This window comes from Burkholderia seminalis, assembly GCF_001718535.1.
Lineage (GTDB): Bacteria > Pseudomonadota > Gammaproteobacteria > Burkholderiales > Burkholderiaceae > Burkholderia > Burkholderia seminalis.
In genome coordinates, this window is sequence record NZ_CP013400.1 from 2,056,867 (window position 1) to 2,080,337 (window position 23,471).

Annotated in this window: 14 protein-coding genes and 2 pseudogenes; 7 read left to right on the top strand and 9 right to left on the bottom strand. The window is 57.8% G+C overall.

Annotation, left to right across the window (positions count from 1 at the left end):
- Positions 1–11 precede the first annotated feature (11 nt).
- Positions 12–1,006 (bottom strand): annotated as a pseudogene (locus tag WJ12_RS29830) (IS5 family transposase).
- A 564-nt stretch (positions 1,007–1,570) separates the two neighbouring features.
- On the opposite strand from WJ12_RS29830, the gene WJ12_RS36145 reads away from it, so the two are divergent.
- Positions 1,571–1,720 carry a hypothetical protein gene (locus WJ12_RS36145; RefSeq protein ID WP_156444733.1) on the top strand — a complete coding sequence of 50 codons (150 nt, stop codon included), beginning with the start codon at positions 1,571–1,573 and terminating at the stop codon, positions 1,718–1,720.
- A 3-nt stretch (positions 1,721–1,723) separates the two neighbouring features.
- Here WJ12_RS36145 and WJ12_RS29835 read toward each other — a convergent pair whose 3' ends face one another.
- Entirely contained in the window at positions 1,724–2,440 is a 717-nt protein-coding gene (locus WJ12_RS29835; protein ID WP_156444734.1) for a hypothetical protein, read from the bottom strand.
- 710 nt (positions 2,441–3,150) lie between these two features.
- Here WJ12_RS29835 and WJ12_RS36150 point away from each other — a divergent pair.
- Positions 3,151–4,155, top strand: a complete 1,005-nt coding sequence (locus WJ12_RS36150) for a hypothetical protein (RefSeq protein ID WP_156444735.1) — start codon at positions 3,151–3,153, stop codon at positions 4,153–4,155.
- 704 nt (positions 4,156–4,859) lie between these two features.
- Here WJ12_RS36150 and WJ12_RS29845 read toward each other — a convergent pair.
- The 4 genes from WJ12_RS29845 to WJ12_RS29860 form a co-directional block, all read right to left on the bottom strand.
- The gene (locus WJ12_RS29845; protein ID WP_059556745.1) at positions 4,860–5,780 is read right to left on the bottom strand and encodes a DUF6602 domain-containing protein; all 921 of its coding nucleotides are present in this window, start codon (positions 5,778–5,780) and stop codon (positions 4,860–4,862) included.
- A 112-nt stretch (positions 5,781–5,892) separates the two neighbouring features.
- Complete coding sequence (locus WJ12_RS29850) at positions 5,893–6,735, bottom strand: hypothetical protein (protein ID WP_231750631.1); 843 nt, start codon at positions 6,733–6,735, stop codon at positions 5,893–5,895.
- The gene (locus WJ12_RS29855; protein ID WP_059556747.1) at positions 6,650–8,878 is read right to left on the bottom strand and encodes a Mov34/MPN/PAD-1 family protein; all 2,229 of its coding nucleotides are present in this window, start codon (positions 8,876–8,878) and stop codon (positions 6,650–6,652) included. The genes WJ12_RS29850 and WJ12_RS29855 overlap by 86 nt, the downstream gene beginning before the upstream one ends.
- Positions 8,879–8,891: 13 nt before the next feature.
- Positions 8,892–10,004 carry a ComEC/Rec2 family competence protein gene (locus WJ12_RS29860; RefSeq protein WP_059556748.1) on the bottom strand — a complete coding sequence of 371 codons (1,113 nt, stop codon included), beginning with the start codon at positions 10,002–10,004 and terminating at the stop codon, positions 8,892–8,894.
- 200 nt (positions 10,005–10,204) lie between these two features.
- Between WJ12_RS29860 and WJ12_RS37245 the strand changes: the two genes are divergently transcribed.
- Both WJ12_RS37245 and WJ12_RS29870 read left to right on the top strand, forming a co-directional pair.
- A complete protein-coding gene (locus WJ12_RS37245; RefSeq protein WP_082744636.1) occupies positions 10,205–11,203 on the top strand; it encodes a helix-turn-helix transcriptional regulator in 999 nt (332 codons plus the stop codon).
- A gap of 328 nt (positions 11,204–11,531) precedes the next feature.
- A pseudogene (locus tag WJ12_RS29870) lies at positions 11,532–12,011 on the top strand (integrase core domain-containing protein); the annotation flags it as partial.
- Between the two features lie 273 nt (positions 12,012–12,284).
- Here WJ12_RS29870 and WJ12_RS29875 read toward each other — a convergent pair.
- Positions 12,285–13,343 carry a hypothetical protein gene (locus tag WJ12_RS29875; RefSeq protein ID WP_231750632.1) on the bottom strand — a complete coding sequence of 353 codons (1,059 nt, stop codon included), beginning with the start codon at positions 13,341–13,343 and terminating at the stop codon, positions 12,285–12,287.
- 47 nt (positions 13,344–13,390) lie between these two features.
- Entirely contained in the window at positions 13,391–19,213 is a 5,823-nt protein-coding gene (locus tag WJ12_RS29880) for an ATP-binding protein (RefSeq protein WP_156444736.1), read from the bottom strand.
- 685 nt (positions 19,214–19,898) lie between these two features.
- Here WJ12_RS29880 and WJ12_RS36155 point away from each other — a divergent pair.
- The 3 genes from WJ12_RS36155 (at position 19,899) to WJ12_RS29890 (ending at position 22,859) form a co-directional block, all read left to right on the top strand.
- A complete protein-coding gene (locus tag WJ12_RS36155; RefSeq protein WP_124571842.1) occupies positions 19,899–20,216 on the top strand; it encodes a hypothetical protein in 318 nt (105 codons plus the stop codon).
- 1,191 nt (positions 20,217–21,407) lie between these two features.
- Positions 21,408–21,716, top strand: coding sequence for an ArsR/SmtB family transcription factor (locus tag WJ12_RS29885; protein ID WP_034189475.1), 309 nt, complete (start codon positions 21,408–21,410; stop codon positions 21,714–21,716).
- An 81-nt stretch (positions 21,717–21,797) separates the two neighbouring features.
- Positions 21,798–22,859, top strand: coding sequence for an alkene reductase (locus tag WJ12_RS29890; RefSeq protein WP_034189474.1), 1,062 nt, complete (start codon positions 21,798–21,800; stop codon positions 22,857–22,859).
- An 18-nt stretch (positions 22,860–22,877) separates the two neighbouring features.
- On the opposite strand, the gene WJ12_RS29895 is transcribed toward WJ12_RS29890, so the two are convergent.
- Positions 22,878–23,405, bottom strand: a complete 528-nt coding sequence (locus WJ12_RS29895) for a GNAT family N-acetyltransferase (RefSeq protein ID WP_059556752.1) — start codon at positions 23,403–23,405, stop codon at positions 22,878–22,880.
- Positions 23,406–23,471: the final 66 nt, after the last annotated feature.

Genomic DNA, 23,471 nt, shown 5'->3' on the forward strand with positions numbered 1-23,471 from the left:
CCCAGCATTTTTCACACACCAGACGGACTGCTCCCATGGCATGGCCACAGCCGCTTTCGTGCCATCACCAGGTTCGCCAGTGCAAACAGGCTGAACAGTTGCGCCGTGTTCCGGGCCAGCCCCCTGTAGCGCACCTTGCGATGTCCGAACAGATTCTTGACGACATGGAACGCATGCTCAACCCGCGCACGAATCTGCGCCTTGGTCCGCTCGGCCGCAATCACCAGATCCTTGAGCATGCCCTGGGGCATCGCCTTGATCTTGCTGCGCCTGAGCGCCACGTGCCACTTCAGTGCCCGCCCCTTCATCTCCTCGCGCTTGTCCACGCCGGTGTAGCCTGCATCGCCGAACGCTTCACGCTCGTGGCCGTGCAGCAGCGCGTGTGCCTGCGATACATCCGACTCATTGGCGGCCGGGGTGATCACGCTATGCACCAGCCCCGCGTCAGCGTCCATCCCGATGTGAGCCTTCATGCCGAAATGCCACTCGTTGCCCTTCTTCGTCTGGTGCATCTCGGGATCCCGGCTCTTTTCGGCATTCTTCGTCGACGGCGGGGCCTCGAAGATCGTCGCATCCACCAGCGTGCCTTCCTTCATCATCAGCCCGCGCTCGCACAACTCAATGCCGATCTCATCGAACAGCTTTCGCGTCAGTTCGTGCTCCACCAGCAGGCGCCGGAACTTCAGCAGCGTGGTAGCGTCCGGCACGCCCTCGCGCGCCAGGTCGATGCCCGCGAAGGCGCGCATCGCGATGCTGTCGTACAGAGCATCCTCAAGCCCTTCGTCAGACAGGCTGTACCACTGCTGAAGAAAGTAGATCCGCAGCATGCTGCTCAAGACCGATCGGCGGCCGACCCCGTTCACCTTTCGGGTAGTACGGCTCAATCACCGACAGCAGGCGCCGCCACGGCACCACCTTCTCCATTTCCGCAAGGAAGCGCTGTCGCCGGGTCACTCGCTTCTTGCCCAGGGTTTTCCGCTTCTGCAAAACCAATCTGCCGTTTCATCGTCGTGGGACCGTTCCGTGAGCTTCTTTCTACAACGCCCTCGGCTTCGTCAGCGATGACCGCCAAGCCGAATTGATCAGTGTTTCCCTAATGATGTCCGTTCGCGTCGATCAAATTAGACTTGTCACCGTTTGCGAAGCAAAGTTGTCACTTCGCCGGTTGACGTTGACCAGAAGATGCGAAACACTCGAAAATTCATGAGGTTGTGCGTTGCGAATTAAAGTTGTCACTGGCCGCGATCTCGCGAAGACCAGCGTCAACTCCCCAATGGCGCCGGCAGTCGCGGTCACCGGTTCGGCGGAACCCAAGTTTGAACGAGCAATCGTGGTGTCATGATAAGGTTCCCTATCTTGTTGGCGCATTCATCCCGGCGTCAGGATCGGCACGTGACCACGAATGGCGGTTATGGAGCAACGCGAACGACTCTGAACGACCCGAAGCGGAAGTTCGATGGGGAATGCCCGATGACTGTTCCGCAGCGGGTTGCGGTCAGTCGGTCGCAGCGGCTGAACTCGCGCTGAGTGACAAGGATCAGTCGTCACATTTTCGACCCGCTTTGCCTCCATGAGTAAGACCCTCACCGCCCTCGTGGAAGACCCCATCGTGCACTTGGTCGACAATACGTACTTGCCGACCAACGGTGCGCCACAGGACCTCTGCGACTACGGAAACATCACGAACGAGGTGATGCTGGCGATGAACTTGTACACGTGACACCTAAAGCGTCAGCGCGATGGCTGAGAGCCGTTCCATGTAAATCTTGATTCGCAGCTTGCCGCCAGTGTTTGCCTTCAAGTAGGCACCGATGTCGTGTACGTCATGCACACCGCGCTCCAGTGGATTGTTAGGGCAAGTGGCATTCACCGCCATCGAAGCCAAGGCTGTGTTCATCACCTTTTTCGAACTAACGCTCCGGTGCGAAATGAAGTTACGGATGGCATGCGTGGTGTCAATAAGGTTGGTGTCAGACGCGTTGATCGCGGCAACGTTCGCGCCCAGAGCCGGCGTGACCCATTCAGAGAATCGCTTTTTCAGTCCCGCCACGTCTTTGAAAGTCTGGTTCCAGCCGGTTGGGTCAACAACATCTTCCAAATCGTCGATCTTGATGTGTTTGAGCGGAGAAAAAACAGTTCGATCTGCCGCGAAGTCTCTGAATTTCGCGCGCACAGAAGCATCAATGCGTGTAGCAAGCTCAGCTTGGTACTGTGAGAAATCGCGATTCACGTATGCGAGAAGCAGGTCTGAAAGGAACACCTCAAAGGCAACGTATGTCGACTGGAGCGTCATTTCCGAAAGTACACTGAGGTCTTTTTTCCAATGTGGTGGCGACGGCTTGGCCAAGAGATGGGCAGACATCCGATCGAAGTAAGCGAGCCTCTCGACAACGAATGCAGCGAAGTCGGATTTCACGTCGGCAGGGTCTACTTTTCTCATGTTTTGGTTGCCTCTCGTTTCGGTTTCGGTTTCGGTTTCAGGACTGACTATGCCACACACGGAAGCGGGCTTGACACGCCAGTCCTCGCCGCCCTCTCAGGTCTTTCGGGCGCAATCCGCAAAGTACCCAGGCGCAGAAGAGTGCTCTGGAGCCAACATTGGACACTAAGAATGGCGCTGTGCTCTCCTTTCAACCGCGCGGCCGCTCTGGGCGCATCAGCACCGTTGGGCCCGTCCGTAATTTCGTGTTCGTCACCTCGCGTCAAACAGCGGTAGACAGTATAGAGCTACTCTCTAAATGCCGGGGAGACGCGCGGGGCGACCATCGCTTCATGGCCGAACACGGACGGCCGCCGCCTTGCAAGGCGCGACCGTCGCATATCGACCCGTTTGAGCCAATCGACGTGGCTGCATCGTTGTCTACGTTCGAGCGAGCTTCGGTCGTTCACGACCTGTATGGGCGTGATGTACGATTGCGATGAACAGTGCGCGCGATAGATGTGGCCGCCCTCACAATTTTCTACGGGAATCTGAGAGTGACATACTGTGTAGGCCTATGGACGGACCGGGGCGTCTTTATCGCCGCGGACAGCGGTTTTAGCTCTGCATCGCCGTCAATCGACTCTGCCGACAGCGAAACCACAACGGTGTTTGGGGAGCGGCAGGGTGATGTTGGGGAAAAGCCTTGGAGATTCGTATTCGAAAAAGGTATGAAACTGGCTGTCGGGGCCGATACATTAACGGGCTTCGCCGGCGATGTCCGTACCGCGCGTGCGCTAATCGACGCGTATGGAGAAGCTCGTGCATTGAAGCTCGATGCACGAAAAGCTGTGAGCGAGGCGTTGATTAGCGTCACTCCTTGCGAGAACGATGCAGATGTGCTTTTCGCCTTCTACGAGTCCGAGAGACCTTGCCTTCTGCATGTCAACGTCGCTACATCAACGATTGACGAGGTGAGCGGGTTAATCCAGCTTGGAAGCACATTGCCCTCTGGGCAGCATGAATGGACCACCGGGCTCGTTTCAAGCCTGCAAAACGTGTTGAACCGACTCGGCTCGCATCCGCTGCATGTAGAGCGAATCTTCTCTCAATTAGTCTCTGCATTGCAGAGCTACGGTGTGCACGACTATTTGCCTCAACACGGCGTAGGAGGTGCCTTCATTGCAGCTTGGGTAACTCCAGATGGAGTGCGCTGGCAAGGCGATCACCTGTACGTCATTCATGGCGAGACCCCAAGCTTCGACGACCTAATGTGTGCCACGATGATTCGCGAGGAGGCCCTTTGCCTTGTGAACAATCAGATTAGTGGGACCAAAGTCATAACCAGTCGGCGTCCGCTAGAAAGTGACGTTGATGCGAGGGCGCGGGCGAAACTTGCAGCAAGCAACGCGGAGGGCTCTTGGGATAATGCTCAATTCGACTACTTCGTCTCGATCAACAAGAGCAGGCATATAGTCACCGTGTTGGAGATGCGTCGCGAACAGCATCATGGACTGTTATCGCTTCATGCGCCAAACATGGAAAACAGTATCGGAATCGTCTGGTCAGAGGCGTTTGTCAACCTTGCGAACAAAATGGAGGGCGTGGAGGAACCAAGCCCGGAATACATGACGGTGAAGTTTCTGCCGTTCAGGGAAGCCAGCGAAGAACTGCGAGCCGCGAGAGAACAGTTTGCGTGGGAACAGTTCGTTGATTGGCGTCGTGACAAGGGCTAGGAGCCGAGGCGAACGTGAATTTCTAGTGTCTGGAGTGTTGTCTTAACTAAGACAACACTCCGAGGTAGCTATGACGTCTCCGCAATACGGTCGGCTACCAGTTCGTGACGGGTGTTGCTACGGAGGCCGACATCTGCAAGCAAGATTGAGTGGCAGCTAGTGGCCGGAACCCGCCAGTAGTAAGCTGGACGACAACCACCCAATTAGTCCTCTAAGTCGCGCCCGGCCCGACCTGTCTAGTGAATCAACGGTCGGGAATATATCGCGATCGGTCACGCAGATTCGGTAAAGGTGCTATCGGATAGGCTCAAGTCGAAGGTTGGTGCCTCACGATGAGGGATAGAGGCGCTCCTATCATTTCTCTCAAGAATTGAAGTCTCGACAAGGCCCAGGGCCGGTTCAACCACATGAGCGATATCTCGCTTCGGGTATTCCTAGTTTCGACGTAGAAACTTGAGAATTTGGCTCGTCCGACTCTCCGGTCGTTGTGGTCACGTCAGGGAACTGGCGCCCGTACTATACCGAGGTTCGTCTCCGCATTGGAGCACCATGATCGCGGTGCGGTCGTACTCGCTACGCCACTGGTGTCCATCATCGCCGTGCCCTCCCGCATCGGGATTACCCAGGCCGTGGCGTTCCAGTTGTAGTTGCAATTCATCGTCGAGCTTGGCGGGCGGCTCCCACAGCTATCAGGCCGGCCACGATCAAGCCTGCGGGACCGTGACGGCTGCACAGTCCGGGTCGGGTGGGCTGCGAAAGTTCAGCAGGCCACCGAGCGCAGGGCCGCCCCAGCGGCAGAACTCGTCAGCATAGTCGACGCCGGCCGGCTCGTAGCGCGAGGCGCGCTGGATTACGTAGGTCAGGAAGGCCAGCAAAAGCAGGCCATCCTTCGCCTTGGTGGTGAAGTAATCGTTGCAGTACGACGGGTCCAGTTGGAGGTCGCGCTGGATAGACTCGTTCTGGAGGTCGTACGTGGAATTCCAGATCTCCTCGGGTGTCTGGCCGCGATGCAGCCCGAAAGCATGGGCGATGCCGTGACCATTCACCCGCACTGAGAAGTGACTGTCGAGCACAAAAATCCCGTCAGGCTGGGTGTGGGCCCCCGCGTACCGCGTGAGTGCATAGCCGGGCCTGCCCCAGCCGTCAAAGTCATCGTCAGGATCAAGCCGGTACGCGAAGACATGCCGAAACGGTGCGTACTCGGCGGGACCGTTCTGCGCAGCTTCTGCGGCGAGTGCGGCATCCAGCTGCGCAAGCTTGTCGACTGCCGCCGCAAGTGTGCGGTAATCAAGCGTAGACTTGACCTCGATAACGCCGATCACCGCGTCCAGCGGGACAAGACGCCGCGGATCGTCGCCCGCGTCGAGCGTCCAGCCCGGACAGTTGAGTGCGTCGTACACGAGGACATCGAATTCGGGCGACGTGACATCGCCACGGAACACGTGCCCGTGCGTGACACCCCACTTCGTCGGCAGGCGCTCACGCAGAAACTGCCGCACGCGCGCCTCGCGCGGCCCTCCCTTGTGGTCTGGCCGGGCATGTGCGGCACTGTCAAGGAACGTCGCCCACAGGCTCGCGGCCGTGGCGGTCAGCAGCTGTCGAACATCAACCGGAGTTTGTGCCATGACGGCTCCGAAGATAAGTGCTAGGTGGTGAAGGTCCGTGCGACCGGGGCTTAAAGTAGATTCTTAGGGATTCTGGTAATAAACGCAAAGCCGCTGAGCAGGCTTATCAGTTCTACTGACCTGCCCCCTTCTTTTCGGGCTTGCTCGGGGCAGCGCGCCGGGAACCGCTGACCTTCTTTGCTGAGTGGATGCAAAGTACGTTCTGTACGAAGCGGATTCCGGAGTTACGTGCTGCCAGCGCCGCAATCAGATACTGGACTGCGAAGACCACCGCAGACCATACGATAGCCCTGACTGTGTTGCCGAACAGAAAGAGCCCAAGCGCTACCAGCGGCACAAGCAACAGCGACATCGCAGCGATGTCCCGGAACATCAGATATTTCTGGTGGCTCTCGAGCACCGACACTTCGTTCTCCACCTGCTTGTAGAGCCTATACCACATCGAATTTTGGTCGCGCTCATCACTCGGGAAAGCCCCCACATTTTTCTTCAGCGTATCGACGTCAATCCGCGTATCGGTCTGTGCATGCACGGAGAAAGCTCGCGAACCAGGCATCGGGTTACGAAGGCGCCAGAATACGAGAATCGCCTTCTGCGAGTGCGAGAGCAAGTACGAAAGAAAAATAATGGGAACGGGCAGGAAAACCGACAGGCCTGTTCGTAGCGCCATCCCCTTATCCGCGGTGAAGTCGTCGATGGGGTGATGAAACGCGATGACCAACAATATGATGACATCGAAAATGCCAACACCGACGAGCCAGACCATATTGCGCGCTTTCAACGACTTTCCAGATGATGCTACTTGCGCGACCTGCTGTAGAGCGTCCATGTGTTTCCCCGCCGTGTCGAGTATCGAAGCCGTGCGACCTTTAAGCTGGCGTGCCATCGCGGACCAGCGCAGCGTAACCTTGCGGGTGGCGAATGAGCAGAACCGCCGCGTGACGTATTTGTCCATCGAGCGATTTCGCGGTATCCCTGTCCATCTGTGATGGACCACTCACCGCCAAATGGCTATGCCATGTCCCCAGACACCAGAGCGTGTGTCCACCGAGCGCTTCGTAGCCGCGAATCGTATCGAGAGTTCCTTCGACCCCGAGCACGAAACGCGCAGGTGAGCGCGTGCTGTCAGGCGACGCAGGGAGGACGTCTGTGATAAATATCTCTCTCGTGAGCGCGGAGACACTTCCCACGATAATGCCGCCAGTTTCGACCGTTGGATGCTCTGCAACATCAGCGACAATTTTTTTATGGGCCGTATCGAGCACGCGCACGGTCCACGTCTTCTCGTCGAACACCTCCGCGACGTGCGTTGCCCCAACCTCATCGTGAGCCCACGTGATGGACATTCCATCGTCATCCACACAAGCAACGGACGCCATGCCGGTCGCTGGCAAGCCGGCCTCGTCGTAGTGATGCAGTCTCTGGCCCATACCAGCTGCGACTAGCGAGACTCGAGCGTCAGACATGGGGATAGTGACCGAGTGGCAGCCGATACCGATTTCGAGAATGTTCGCCGCCGCGGTTACACCCGCATCGCGCAAAAAGCCGAGCGAACGCAGTCGCTCGTACGCGTGATACAGCAGGTCGACAGTCGAGGGATTTCTCCCCTCTCCTTCCACGGTCATGAAGGCTGCGTCGCCATGACGGATGAGAGCCCCCTCAATGACGCGTGCGTCAAATTTCGCCTTTGCGAAAAAGTCGCGCACAGCGGATGAGCCGGTCGTGTTCACCACTACCGATTGCTCACCACGAAAAAAATCTCGGTACTTCGCTGCGTTGAAGTCCAGGCCGCGAACGTCAGATGCGACAAACTTCGGACGTTTTGAAGCAAAGCTTCCCATAATTTGCGCCAGCCGCTCCGCCTTGCCGTGGAGGTTCGCCACGTCGTCGGGCAAGAGCGCATGGCGAGCCACGTTATGCGCGACAGTAAGCTTCCCGTCTATAAGCATCGCTGCCTTGCCGCCCGCCCGCGCGACATGCATCGCAACCTTCGACCCGAGGCTCCCGCATCCCGCAAATGTCAGCTGCAACTCCTTCGATAGTTCCGGCAGCGCCGACGTCCGCTTCAGTAGTTTCGAAGAGATGGGAGATGAGAAAGCAACTGCACTGACCAGCGTCGTGTCATCCAGAGCCAGTTTGGCCGGCAGCGAGAGTTGCATCTTGTAGCCCAGAATCTCAAACTGGCTCGTAGTGCCGATAACGTTTGTGGGCCTGCGCACCGGGAAGGCGAAATACAGGAGCGTTACGACCTTGTCTTTCGACGAGGCAAGGGTGTGGTTGAAATTGCTCACGAAATCGTCTAGCGCAACTCGACACCCCCACTCTGAGGCCTGCTCAGCAAGCTCAGCAAATGTCGTGACCGTATCAGCCTTGTATCGCTCGTGAATAACGGGTTGCCCGCCAGGAGCCGCTTGCGGCCAGCAGAAAACCAAAGGTACACGTCCCCAATAGGCCGTGTCGCTCATCCGAAGAGTGTCCAGCCACTCATGCATGAAGGCTCGGTTGCCGACTGGGAACTTCTGCTGAGGGTCACGCGCTACCGACCAGCGGCCGTCTTTGCTCCAGCCAGTCATGCACATGAAGAGGCGCCACCCGCCAAACGGTGGCTTGTCGAAATGTTTCACGGGGTCCATCTCGACAAAGTTGAAACCAACGTCCCTTCGACTCGGTTCCCAGCCCTTTTCATTGATGGCCAGCTCATCGACCGCAGCTTTGTTGAGCCAATCCGACATCTGGTCGACAAGGCGAAAGAAGCCGTCTGAATGCATTACATCAAGCTTGTCGCCGAACGTAATGCACGGGGGCACCCGACTTCCGCGCTTGTGCAGATAGATATGCGGCAACGCATCCGGAAAATCCTCGCGCAACGTGAATTGCGGTGCCCTATCCGGGAAACCAGACGGAAATTCGACGAGCACTTCCTCTCGCGCTCGGACGCCGTTCGGACTTGCGCCCGCGGCAGCCCAGCGTGACGGCAAGTCAACGAGAAACGTCGCGTAGACGTTTGCGCCACCGCCGGAGGTTTCTTCGACCTTTACCGACTCGACCGCAGGATGCGCCTCGAGCAACTGGATTGCACCCTGCAGTAGAGCGTTCATGGCGACCTCCGTCTTAGCCGTGCGACAAGGGCTTCGAGCCGAATGCTGCGGCAGCACCCGCCGCTGCAGGGGCCGCGGCAACCTTCCATTTCGCCTTGACGCCACCCGACGTGACTTCGAACACCATCGGCTCGGGATTCTTCTCGTTGGGATGGGCCGAGGTGTTCACAAACTTGCCTGCGGCCTCTTTCGCGATAGCTTCGTACTCGCGCTTCGCGCGGATACAGGGCGGATCATTGTCGTCGTCGAGAATCAGGTTACTGCTGGCGACGATGTAAGCGCCCGCACGCGTCTGCGACAGCGCTTTGCGCGCGTCGGAAGACACTTCAGCGTCCTCCTTCTTCTTGCTCCAGCTGTGCCACGAGAGTGTGTGCCACGAGCAATGGTGAGGCGTCGACAGCAAGTCGTACTCGAGCGCCGTCGTGTCGTCCTTGTGGCGTTTCCATTGCTTTTCCCAGATGTACACCTCTGCATCGCCGCCCGACAGGAACTTCACGGCGTCCGTGACCGCTCCCGTGCCGATGGAGTAGTTGATGATGATGCTCGACTCGTTCTTTGAGAGTTCATCTGCATCGTGCTCATCATCAGCAGGCATCGGCGCCAGAAGCAATGCGCTGAAGTTCTCCTCCTCGTTCCCGGCCACCGCCGTGATGAGCTCATCGGTCTTCACGACGATGTCGAGAATATCGTCGGTCTTGCCGTCCGTGTCCTCGCCCATAATCAAGATGCGGTCGCCATCTTCCAACTCCCCTTCTTCGCGAAAGAGCACAACGCGGCGCTTTGCTTCCGTGTTCCATGCGCGCGCGTCGTCACTCAGCGTGTGGTATTTTGAGGCGCGGCGGAATACGAGCGGCGACGACCACATCTCGCGAATGACAATCTTCGACGGCTCGCCCTTCGTCGGGTAGTCCATCAACGAGCCCAGATGGAAGTGCTCACGCAGGCCGCGGCAGTGGTCCTGGTCCGGATGGCTCAGCACCATCACGTCCACATACGGGCGTCCCTCCTCGTCAACGGCGAGTTTCTCGCGCAAATCCTTGAGCACGTCGCGCACACCGTCGCCGGACTGCCGGATATTGATATCGATAAGAATCGTCCGGCCGCTGGACAATTTAATAAGGGTCATATCTCCGTTGCCTACGGGGAAAAAGGTGATTTCAGGTGTCGCCATAATTGTTAGTCCGTCCTTGTAGCGTCGGGTTGAGTAACGCGCGCCAAATTCGGGCACGCAACGACGTCTCAACCCACCCTTGCGGGTTGAAGCGTTTGCCAGTACACTTACTATACGCATAGTTTTTTTATGCGTCAACTTTTTATACGGACACAATGCCACGTCATCGCACTCCGCCCCAACCGACCCCAAACGCAAGGTCCGCTAGCCACGCGGCACTGGCGGACGAGGCAACGAGCGACTCCACGAAAACCACCTCCGCTGGGAAGAAGAAGTCCAGTGAAGGTGGTGAATCCGGGCCGGTCAAGTGGAGCCAAGAGCGTCGCCTCCAGTTCATCGAGTTCCGCCTGCAGTGGGACGGCCGAATCAACCGACGAGACGTGACCGAGTTCTTCAAGATCTCGGTGCCTCAAGCGTCGGCTGACATCTCGCGTTATATGGAATTGGCCCCAGGAAATTTGCAGTACGACACGAGCTCTCGCACGTACATTGCCTCAGCAGAGTTCACTCCGCTCTTCGAATCCTCTGGGCCAAGGCAGTACCTATCGCAATTGCTAGCACTAGAGCGAAAGATTCTGGCCAGCGAACAGACGTTCTTGTCGTTTTGTCCCCCGGTGGCGTCTGTTCCCCTTCCTTCAAGAACTATCGAATCAAAGACACTGGCCCTCATGCTGCGTGCAATTGCGGAGCGAGCTATGCTCAAGATTCGTTACCAGTCGATCGCTCGCGACGAGGAACAGGAACGCTACATCAGCCCTCACGCATTCGGCTACGACGGTGTGCGTTGGCACGTTCGCGCTTACTGCCACATGCGGAAAGGGTTCAAAGATTTCGTATTCGGACGGATCTTGTCAGCAGAAGAACCGAAGGCGTCTGACATCGAGCCTTCAGACGACCGGGAGTGGAACACTCACGTCGAACTTGTCCTAATGCCCGATGTTTCGCTTTCCCCCATGCAGCGCAAGGGTGTCGAAATCGACTACGGCATGAAGAACGGCAAGGTAACCATCACTTGCCGACAAGCCATGTTGTTCTATGCACTGCGGACACTCAATTTCGAGATAAACGGCTCTCCGCGAAAAGGGGAGCGGCAGCTTACTATCGCGAACCTTGCAGAAATAAAGCCGCTTTTACCTAAGCCGGGCCAAGCCTAACCACTGAACTTGACGATGAGGCAGTGTTCAGCGAGAAAATTGTCCATCAAAAAAGAGAGTACCCCGAGGCTGGTCGACTCACTTTCCTGAAAAATACTTGGGCGCAAGGGACGAGCGGCCTCGCCGAGGCCTTGTTCAATCGAAACTCGGGGGCATGGCTCACATGACTGAGGGTTGCATCGATCGCGGAGGTGCCGGTCTCGCGAGATTCTCGCCGGAGGGATCGGATACACGGCATGCACTTGAGCGGCCCCCAGTAAACAGTGCCATGATGTAAGCGAGTTTCCGGCGGACTTTTTCAGTATGAAAGGAGCCGAACGATGAAACGCAGCTTTCGAACGGCCAGAGGTTCCGCGCGCTGACCATCGTCGACGTCTTTACGCGCGAAGCACTAGCCATCGATGTTGGCCAGCGACTGAGCGCTTCAGATGTCGTGCGTGCACTGGAAGAATTGAGGAGCAAACGCGGAGCGCCCCGCACGCTGTTTTGGAACAACGGCTCGGAATTTACGAGTCAGGTGATGGACCTGGGGGCTTACCATCACAAGGTCGAGATTGCCTTCAGCCGGCCCGGCAAGCCAACGGATAACGCATTCGTGGAGTCGGTCAACGGCACGCTACGCGATGAATGCCTGAACGTGCACTGGTTCACATCGCTGGCCGACGCCAGGGAGCAAATTGAGCGATGGCGGGTCGAATACAACGGGAGTCGGCCTCACAGGGCTCTCGGTGAAGTGCCGCCTGCCGAATACATCCGTCAGTTGGGCCTGCAGGCCCAACTGACGGACCAACAGAACGCCGAAGACTAACATTGCCTTTGGCACTCAAAACTGGGACCGTTCAACCGAGGCCGTTCTCCAAGAATGAAATGACCCGAAGAAATCACGTAGGTCAGTTGCGCGATTGGCCCTCAAGTCGATCCTTCGCGAGGCTTGCTCCACACTACTTTACTATGGGCTGCGAAATGCCTCAACGGCTCAAAGTCTGAATCCTCGCCTTATACTTCGAGCTTGCAACGATCGCAGGCTATTCCATCCAAGAATAGACACATCGCTGACCGGCACTGGAGTTTCCGTGACGAGTCAACGGTCCACCAGATTATGGCGATATAGCGCTTCGTCAAAAACATCGGTTGCGCCGAGCACCTCGAGATGCGCAAGGCTATTTCGCAATCGCTTAAGCTTATTCGCGGTCAAACGGATCGCGTTGCTTAACCGATTAATGTGCGCCACGTGCGACAATGGCCCAATCTCCATGTCATCGAGATCATCATACTTGATGCCGTCAACCACGACGGGCATGGTTATCAAGCCGCGCATACGGCGTACGAGACTTCTGCGCTGCAACTCAAGCGCTGGAAGAACCTCCGCCGCCTGCGCTGCCCACAATCGCATCATCAACTCCTGATGCACATCACCTTCGCTGACGACAATAAACGGATGAGCACATTCCACGTCATCAAATCGCTGAATTCCTCCAGATTCCCATGTCCGGGTCAGACCATCCGGCAATCCAAGTTCCAATATGGCCTCGCTCAACACCCTCTTAGGGTCTAGTAATTCATCAGGCTTTCGCTCCGTCAAGAATCGGGCAACATCAAGATCCCACAACGCCAGCCGGCAAATCATCCGAGCCATCAGCTTCAACTTGTAGTCGGCCTTAACTCCATTTCGGAGTATCGATGTAGTAAAAAGTAGTACATCAATCTCGCCAATTACGTTTTCACATTCCAATACACGCAGCGCCGCACCTCTTTCCGGCATCTCTCTCAACGAGACTCCTTCCGTTAGCAAGACTACGAGGGGACGCTCAATCGTTCCCACACCGCGGCTGGCTAACTCATACTCGTCAAGAAACTGCTTCCATGCGCTCCACGTTGACGGCCGCACACCGTGGATCAGTACGATCTGCCCAGGTTTCAAACACTGTCGTAACAAAGATACTGTTCGCCGGATGGAACCTCCGTCATCTAGACAGAGTGTGGCAAAAATTTGCTCTACGGGGGCACCACCTTCATCGCGAACAGAATGGCAATCCCAGCCGTCAACGTGCAGCTTTTGTTCCAAGGCGCGCGAAAGACCATGCATCCCGTGCAGAGGCACCGGGATGAGAACACTACTGCCCTCTCTCAGCGCAGCCATAGCCTGATCAAGAAAATGACCAGGCCCCGGAAGATTCCAAAGGTGCATCAGTTTTGCAACCTCTTGAGCAGTCCGCTGATAAAAGGATCGAGACTCCAGTAGTCTCCCCCTTCGCGCACGACCAGACCGAGAAGGTCACCCCAATGAAGGCTTTGCTCCACCTTATCCCGCGTGACGTCTCCAAGCTCCGCCAGTTCCGATGCGGTCGCAGGCTCTCCCCAACTCGCTAGCGACTGGAGCACGACCTTCGGGTCGTGAATTGTCAAGCCGACGTGCTCAGCCCACGTCTTTGCATCATCGGACTCGATTTGAGAAAGGCTCAATTCCTCGATGCGTCGTTTCAGCTCGCGCGCCTCTCTGCAGTTAGCTACCAACTCTTGCAGCGCCGACGGCCAGTAGCCAGTCACCTGACGAACCTGATGACGTGTCTCCTTTTCCGAAGGAAGCTGGTGCTCAGCAAGCCAATGCTTGACGAACTCGTCGGTCCAAGGCAGCAACGACATCCAAGGCGCACGCATTCCGACGAACGATGCTCTATCTTGCATCGCGCTCCACAGAGTTAGTGGATCTGCAAGGAAAACCAACGAAACAAATTTGCTTGGACTTCTGAGCAGATTGAGTTTCTGCTCAGCGGCATCAATCCAGCCGGCGCTCCAAGGAGCAGTCGACGGAACCACTATCAAAGTGTTTCCTTCGGTATCACGGGCCTTTAGTGCACGATCTAACGATTTTGCGAACGACGGAGTATCCGGGCAGTCGTCCAGTACAACAACTCCTGCCGTCCCACCCACGTAGTCACGCAACGCCTCAACAACCTGCGTAATACCACCTGCACTATTGCCCGCAAGTGCAGTGATCGTATTCTCGCTCCGCATCAGTTCTCGAAGCTGCTGGTACGTCAGCGGATTGCGAATGTGGCTGTTTGGCGCCGCTTTGAGTGGCGGACGGAACGAAAGCTCAAATTCGACCGCTGGCTCACGGTCCTTTATAAGCACAGCCTCGATTTCGTCTTGGCTACCAAGCAACAGAAGGACATTCGGATTTCGAAGCGTGTAGTAACCCTTTCGAACGTTGCTGAGTACACCAAGTTCTACCATCTCGTCCAAAAGCACACGGAAATCAAGCTCACTCGTGTCCACAAATCCTTCAGGCCACCAATACAATGCTCCGCGCTCGCGAATACTCCGCCAATCCATACCATCTGCGTGTGCGAAAGTACCTCGTAGGGCAGCCAATGCGATCGCATATGCGACTACCTCGTAACGAGGATCCAACTGCAACGTCAGCCGGAATTTGGATCGAATTTCATCACGCAGCGCCCCGCTGGAGTATACGCTCTCGATGTCCTTGTCGGTAATGACGTAACGGGGCCCCGAATTGCGCTTTGCAATGGTCATACCGGACTGCATGTGGCGCAACAAGTGAGCGCAATACAGCTGGATGAGACTGGGATAATAGTTTGTCTGCGCGAGCACACGAATGACCAAACTGCGTGACTCAAAGCTGAATCCGGAAGCAGCCATTGGTCGACGCACGAGGTCCTCAGCTTCTTTAATTTCATCCTCGTCAACGAGCGGGCCAACCTTGATGGGTTCACCGAAATGAGCTAAGGGATGGTTTGCTCTCTCGGTCATCCGAAGTACGTTGTGCAGACCTGCGAATACAACTTTGAAGCGCCGGGCAGTGTCATCCATCAGTTGCTTCAAGCGCCGTGTCTCGGCGAAATCGCTCTTCCCGTCCTGTTCAAAGAAACGATCTGCCTCATCAAGTAACAGCAAAATACGACGATCCGAGTCCTGACCCAGAAAGCTTCTAAGTTCGTGAACTACGGTGTCAATGCTTCCCTTGCGAGATGGATTTGGGCTTGGGATCGAGCTATCGAGGACTTTGATGGCTTTCAGATGCTCGGCCAAGCAGATCCACAAGTCCCCTGCCTGGCGACTTACACCAATGCCCTCGGCGCGCAAGTCTACCCAACGCGAAAATCTGCCCGCCGCCGGCGCGTGGAACGACTGCTCTGCACGTCGCAAGAGAGCCGTTTTGCCCAGTTGCCGCCCACCGTAGATGAAGCATCTGCCGTTGAGTCCCTTTACGGCATCGAGCTCAGCACTTCTACCGTAAAACATCTCCGGAGGCACGAGCCCCGCCGTGGCGTCGTATGGGGCTGAGTACGCGAATGGAAGGGCAAGCTGGAAGAACCCGGACACCCGTGAAACGGACTGTGCCGCCAAATAGACGAGCATGACCTCGTCGATTAGCAAGAACGCCCGGCGCATGGTCTTGGCGAGTCTCGACAATTCCCGCCACCGATGACCTTTCATGCGAGCGAAGTAGAGGATGATCGTCGCCTTCTGCAGTGTCGAGTCACCCACGAACTGCAAAATATCTTCCTCCGCCGGTTGATCCCAAATGCAGATTACGCGGTAGCGGCCCTTCGCCATGGACCCGAAGTGAGGCACCGGGCAGACCGTGCGATCTTCCAACTCACCTATGTCCAGATTCCAAACATCTCGGTTATTCGCACGCTCATTGGCCGACTGTACTCGTTTGAATGAGAAGCCGAGACCACTAAAGAATGCCTCAAGTTGCCCCGCTTCTGCTCGCTTTCTGGACTTCAGGTCAGACCACAATGCATACAATCTCGCCGCTTGTTCCCGCTGCGCGGAACCAAGACGGTGGAAGTCCAAGGGACCGACCTTTTGACCACTTCGAATTGCACCGTCTACGACAGCCCGAGCAGGATTCGACTCCAGCCAAGCGTCGACGTCTTGCTCTACCGAGGGGAAGAAATCAGTGAACAGGTCGACCGAAGCGTGTCCTTCAGGCCATACCGGCTTACCATCGCGCAAGCGGTGCAGCAGTTCGTTAGCTGTCGCAACATCGCCGAGTGCCAAGATCTTCTCGACCTCAGTTATGCCAACCTCGGCCTCCTCGTTCCGACGAATTTCAGAAAGTGATCGCCGAACCTGATCGGTACGCGTTGTACGATTACTCTCCAGCGCCCTGCGCACGGAGCCCACTGCGGCAATTGCCGCATCAAACGTTCCAAATTGTTCGGCTCGCGCTTGGCATCGAACGAGCTCCGTTTCGAATTGCCCGAGGTCTTGGTCGTTCAAATATCCGTATGCTCTGCCGACCTCAACCTCACGCCGGACATCAGCGATTGCACGCCCCAAGGCCAAGCGCCAAGATTCACGCTCCCGCTTAAGCTCGGTACCCCAGCGCTCGGCCAGCGTCGGGTCCGGGTAGTCTTGCACGATCAGCTCAGCACCAAAGAGGTCGCCACTTTCCACGCGAGCCCTATAGGCGTGCTCCCAGTCTTCGGGCGCGTTCGACCACGCGGATATCGCGGAGATCACACCGTCGGCGGCCGTTCTCACTTCCCAGCGCTCAAACAGATGCAGCTCAGGAACCAACAGGACTTCCCGTGCCAAAGCCTCCGCCGCCGAGGGTTCCGCCGACAGCAGCTGCGCCGCAGGATCGAACAAGTCCTGCATCGCGCGAAACTCAGATCGGACAACCGCTTTGGCAGCCTTTATAAGTCCCCATTCGCATTCTTCACCACTATCCAACTCGGCTGCTAACCCAGGTGCCGCTTTATCAAGGGTCAAGCGAACCTCGTTCAACAAGGCACGAAGTCGACTACCGTGCTGCCCACCGGACTCCACCAAGCTAATCCATTTGCGAGCCAGCAACACCGCTTCCCCAGCACAGCGCTCTAGTTGACTCAGCGCACCCGAATGAATGTCTTCCCCCCGCGTTCGACGCAAATCCTTGCGGTCCGTTTCGCGGACTAAACGGAGGAATCCATCGGTGTCGGATAGATCCGCAACCAGTTGCTTCACTTGGGCTAAGCTTCCCGTCTCACGCAAGGCGACGGGCGAGACCAGCTGATGAATTACGCCCTGCGGCTTTGTCCAATGACGCCAAACATTAGTCGCCGCGGCAAATTTCATAGTCATCGCCGGAGCGTGCGTCTCCAACCACTCACTGGCCCCTTGTCGCAAGCCCTCCAACTCCATTTGAGTGCCCGCCTCCGTGCGCGCCGCTTTGAGTGCTGCCAGTTCAATGCGGAAACCCTGAAGCTTTTCGCTCAATCCACTGATTTCATCGATGAGCCCATACAACACCGGGTAGTTGGATAGATGCAAGTATCCAGCAACTGTTGCCGCCCCTACACTAGGAACGAGGACCATGGGCCGCAACGTTGCGGCCACCAGCAGCAGATTCAGCGCGGTATGCCACGCATGAGGGCCGTTTTGAACGAAGATCTCCGGGGAGAGGTCATTGAGGTAATTGGGGAGCGCTTCTCTGATCGACCCATCTGGCAACACCAGCTTATTGGCGAGGGTGACTGCGGCTAATAGTGCCGGCGGAGGCACCTTCAAGCCCGGATCCTGCACTGACAGTGCTTTCGTGAACTGGTACGCAAGCCCTAAGTGATGCTCGTTAAGCAACATCCAAATAGGCTTGCAACGGTCGCCTGCCTCAGCCGAATAGAGATCCTCGTCCGGCGCCTTCGTCTGGGCAACTTCGGGCGTTGATGGCATACGAAGCGAGCCCGCTTGCCATGACCGATCGTGTGTACCGGCCTCGGCTTGCGATACGGCCTCGGGTTCTGATTGAACATCGTCGGCCGGGGGCCCCGCATTGGCCTGCGACGCCTCCTGACGCAGTTCGAAGTCGGCGCGAGGTTCAAGATCTTTTGCGTAGCTCCCCGGCTCGGCCGGATCGTCTGAAGTGCGTACGTCGACTACTGGTTCGATCGCTACCGTTGGTTCAAAAGCGTTCGCGTACTCGCCGGCTCTTGGTTGGGCCACTTCGGCACAATAATCGGCACAATAATCGGCACAGTGATCGAATGGTTGTTCGAAAGGCGAGGCGCACGCCAACAATTCATCTTCCAAACGTGGGAGCGCGTCCTCTGCATCCAGCAGATTGCGCTGTTCGTCCGCCTTCTTCCGTTCAAGTGCGCGCCTTTCCGCTGGAGCCTTGACTCCGCGTAACTGAGCAATTGTTGCGTCCACGGCAGCTTGCAGGGTCTCACGCTGGAGCCAGGCCTGCTTAAAACGTTCTGCACTTACCTCGACTCGAGCGCACGCTTTCTCTGACTCTTCAGCTAACGCTGTAAGTGCATCGCTCTCGGTACAACCTTGCTTTGCGGAATGCCAACGGGCCAATACCTGTTGGATAAGTTCGTCCACCAGCCATTGGAAAGGCTGTTCTGCCTGCAATTGCGTGCAGACTGAAAATAGGGTATCGACGGCAACATCAATTCTTGCCCTTACTAGGGTATCGCTGACAGGGATGCTCTCGACTGCGTTGCGCAACTCGCCACACAAACTTTCGAGGTTCTCCACTGCATCCAAGTTCGGTCTTTGCTGAAGCTCTTCAGTCAGGAGCTTCAATCTAGCAAGTAGTTGATCCCACCCCTGGTCCCACTCATCTTCAACGGTCTCGGGCAACTCATCTTCAATGGTCTCGGGCAACTCAGAGTTCATATTGGCGGGTACGCTCACGTTCCCTTCAGGCGTTGTGCCCAATCCCGGCTCAGAGTCTTGCACTAAGCTACCAAACTCGCCTTCCAACTTAGGTTGGCGCTTCAAAGCGTCACGAACGAACCAATCCGTGTACCCGATCGATGACAAGGCGAATGCAGCGCGAGCCAAGGTGTTCCGCTGCGCATCGTCCATTGAGTCCCATCGAGAAAGATCATCCACGATGCGCGGCCAAAGCATGAACACGCCGAGGGCCTGCGGCCAATTTTGCGATCTTTCGCGCGCCTTGAGCCAGTCTATGAGCCTCTCAGCTATTCGCGGCCATTCTTGGCACGAAGCTGACAGCGCAACTTCGTCGTAAACGAGCTCCATCCAACGTGGCTCGTAAGCTGAAAGCAACTGAACGTCCAATGCCAGCGCATAAACCCGACTACCTCGCCCCTTCCCCTCCCCGCTCCTACGTCTGACATAGGACCAAAAGGCTAAGCAACGCGCGAACGCGCTGAGATAGTGCGTAAGGACCCGCTCGTCTGAGCGCGGGATAGCCACGGTTCGATAGGTGCGCTTGTCGCTCAGCAAGGGGGCATCGATATCGATGCTGCGACGAACCTCTCGGCTTAACCCCGCTGATCGTTGCATGAGAGCTATTGCCGCAACGGTATGACCTTCCTGCACGAGGAGCGATTTGGGCAATCCGTCGACGGGGCGTTGTATCGAAGGCGATTCGCGTTGCAAGTCTCTTCCCCCGAATGATCGTTCTTTGGCAATTCGCGATACGGCCTCCACGAGTTACTGAAGAGGCGCAGCGTTAAACTGTAACATAATGTAACTCATATTTGGATTGTTAAATACGGACGTTCGCAGTGAGACACGCTATGACCTCCGGCCGCGCAACCTGCTCCTCGTTAGCAACAACGGTAGTGTCAAAGCTCCGCTCGCTTACAAGTTCCGGTGGAGATGCTAGATTGCGCCGAATTCGCGTTCAAGGCCTCAGCTCAATATGAATAGTCGAATACCCTCAGGGCGAACGCGACCATTAGGTCTGTAAAGAGAGACCATGCTGAATATGAATTTCTGGATCACGAACCTGTTGATGCCGGGCGACCCGGCGAGCATGCCCATCGCCACACCGCAGGGCAGCTGGCGGTTCGTCAAGATGGCCGAATTCGCGTGGAACAGCGCAGCTATTCGCGGCGCGACCGACGATGCCATCCGTTGCAGAAACCTACTACCTGCGGGACACCGTTGGTGCAAATGTGATGTGGCTGGCTTCGACGCCGAAGTGACGCCAATCCTACGCGCGGCAAAGTATGCCACGGGCATGAGTATCACAAGCCAACGCGCAACAAAGAACGGGGCACCCGCCATCGTCTAGCAGTCGGAGCGTTGACTGCGTCCGCGCGGGCTCGACCAGCCTTCTTCGGTTGTCAGCACGCTTGACGAGTTTGCGGGTCTGCCAGAGGCATACGTCCGCGCATGGCCGGCCGCGGGTCAGGCTGAAAAGGCGCTGCTCGTACACCACTGGCTCGATTCGCCGAACTGCTAGTCAATAGAAGACCTGTATCTGAGTACAACGACCCAGCTACAGGTCATCCTCGTCCCCGAGGCGACAAGGCAACCCTGCCGGACGCTCTCGCCAATTCTCTCCGCACCGCGGAGAGAATTCAGCCATCGGTCCGCCGAGGCCCTCGCCTTTCACCACGTCAAATGTAGGCACCCGCAATGAAGCTACTGTATCGACCGAGACGAAGCCGCCTCACCAGTCACCCCACCCCCAATCGAAGAATCTCCAGGGCCGCGTCTGCCGCAATACCCAATGAACCTGCCGACGGCACGTCGTCGCCAGCATCAGAAATACCAGGGCGCCGAAACGGTGACTGCACCGCTTTTCGCTCGCTCAATGCCCCTCGGACAAGGTGCCTCGCAAGCGGAGGCTTCGCTCATATCCCGAAATGAAGGGTAACATAGCCCTTACTATGTTCCCCTTCAGTTCTCGCGATTGAGCGCCACAACGTCGACGAGATGTCACGCGGTCCTGTAAGTCTGCCGTCGCCGCAAAAAGGGCCTATATTGAGCCACCCGTGCAGTCGGCGCGGCGTTCGTCCGTGGCCCTCCCTTGGTCTTCTGTCACCCGCAGGGAAAACGCCAACGTCAGGTCATTCAGTCGACTCACATTGAGTGGATTCCCACCTCAATTTGAAAGCCTTATGAAATGATATCGCTTTCCCTTGCCACAGCGACCTAGTACGCACATTAACGTAGAAATACTAATCAATTTTCTTGGCGGGAAACTTTTGCACGCCCCTGCTGACTCCCCAAGCCCCTAACTCAGCAGAAAATAAAGGTGATTGATATCAACCAGTTATCTCACTTTCCCACATAGCAAAATACAAGGTGTGGTCTTTTTTGAACATTTCAGCCCCCTTTTCATAAGTGCGACCTTGTTTGTATGTCGACACCTATCAACCCCATTGGCAGCAGTGGTTTCAAGCATATCGTTAAATTACGATATATGATTCGCTCATCGACGATACCCGTTTGCCGAACCGAAACACCAAGCCCTTCCATGCCGACCGAAATCGACATCGACGCAATCCTGAAAGCGCTCTCGAACCCCGTGCGCCGGGAGATCCTCGTCTGGCTGAAAACGCCCAACGAGCATTTCCCGCAACAGACGCTGCCGTACGAACACGGCGTCTGCGCGGGCCAGATCGACGCGCGCTGCGGGCTGTCGCAGTCGACCGTCTCCGCGCACCTCGCCACGCTGCAGCGCGCGGGGCTCGTGACGTCGACGCGGATCGGCCAGTGGGCGTTCTTCCGGCGCAACGAGGCCGTCATCGACGCATTTCACGACGCCATGCGCCGCGAACTCTAACCATCGGCCCAACCGGCCATGCGGGGCGCCATCGCACATGACGCGCCGGCTTCCCCGCCTTTCGAGAAGAGGTTATCTGCCATGCCTACACTGTTCGACCCCGTTACCCTCGGCGACCTGAGCCTGCCGAACCGCATCGTGATGGCGCCGCTCACCCGCGCCCGTGCGGGCACGACGCGCGTGCCGAATGCGCTGATGGCGCGCTACTACAGCGAGCGCGCGTCGGCCGGCCTGATCATTACCGAAGCAACGTCGGTCACGCCGCAGGGCGTCGGCTATGCGGACACGCCGGGCATCTGGTCCGACGAGCAGGTCGAAGGGTGGAAGCAGGTGACGCAGGCCGTGCATGCGGCCGGCGGGCGCATCGTGCTGCAGCTCTGGCACGTCGGCCGGATCTCCGATCCGGTGTTCCTGAACGGCGACCTGCCGGTCGCGCCGAGCGCGATCGCCGCGGGCGGCCACGTGAGCCTCGTGCGTCCGCAGCGTCCGTACGTGACGCCGCGCGCACTCGAGCTCGACGAAATCCCGGGTATCGTCGCCGCCTACCGCAAGGGTGCCGAGAACGCGAAGGCCGCCGGCTTCGACGGCGTCGAGATCCACGGCGCGAACGGCTACCTGCTCGACCAGTTCCTGCAGGACAGCACCAACCACCGCACCGACGCGTACGGCGGCCCGATCGAGAACCGCGCGCGCCTGCTGCTCGAAGTGGTCGACGCCGCGATCGACGTGTGGGGCGCCGGCCGCGTCGGCGTGCACCTCGCACCGCGCGGCGACGCGCACACGATGGGCGATTCCGATCCGGCGGCCACGTTCGGTTACGTCGCTCGCGAGCTCGGCCGCCGCAAGATCGCGTTCATCTTCACGCGCGAATCGTATTCGGGCGACCACCTGAGCCCGCGCCTGAAGGAAGCGTTCGGCGGCCCGCTGATCGCGAACGAGCAGTTCACGCTCGACACCGCGCAAGCCGCGCTCGCCAGCGGCAGCGCCGACGCGATCGCCTGGGGCAAGCTGTTCATCGCGAACCCGGACCTGCCGCGCCGCCTCGAACTCGGCGCACCGCTCAACCAGCCGGTACCGGAGACGTTCTACGCGGAAGGCGAAACGGGTTACACCGACTACCCGGCGCTGAGCGACGCGGCCTGACGGCCAGGCAGCACGTGTTCAGGCGCGCACGTCCGCGCGCATGAACACGCGCCGCGTTTCGTCGAGGCCGAGCGCAACGTGGTGCGCGCGAATCGCGCGCAGCGTATCGTCGAGCGATGCGTCGTCGACGATGTCGAAACCGAGGCGCGCGTAGTACGGCGCATTCCACGGCGCATCGCGAAACGTCGACAGCAGCACCTGCTCGACGTGCTCCTGCACCGCGCGCGCCCTCACCTGTTCGATCAGGCGCGCGCCGATCCGCTGTCCGGCATGCGACGGCGCGACATCCAGTTCCTCCAGATACAGGCGCCGCGCGTCGAGCAGCCGGTAGAACGCGAACCCGACGCACGTCCCCTGCTGATCGACCGCGACATACGCTCGGCCGGCGTCGATGCGCGCGAGCACGGCGGCCGCGTCGGTCGGCTCGCCGTCGGCGATGTCGGCCATGCCGATTTCGCGAAACCGCTGCGCGGCGGCGACTTCCACGGCGGCCATCGCGGCCGCGTCCTCGCGCGTGGCGGGACGAATCAGGATCGATGCTGTCATGACGGCAATTCAGGCAGGCTGGAACGGCCGTCACTATAATCGATACTTCATACGTTTCGAACGTCC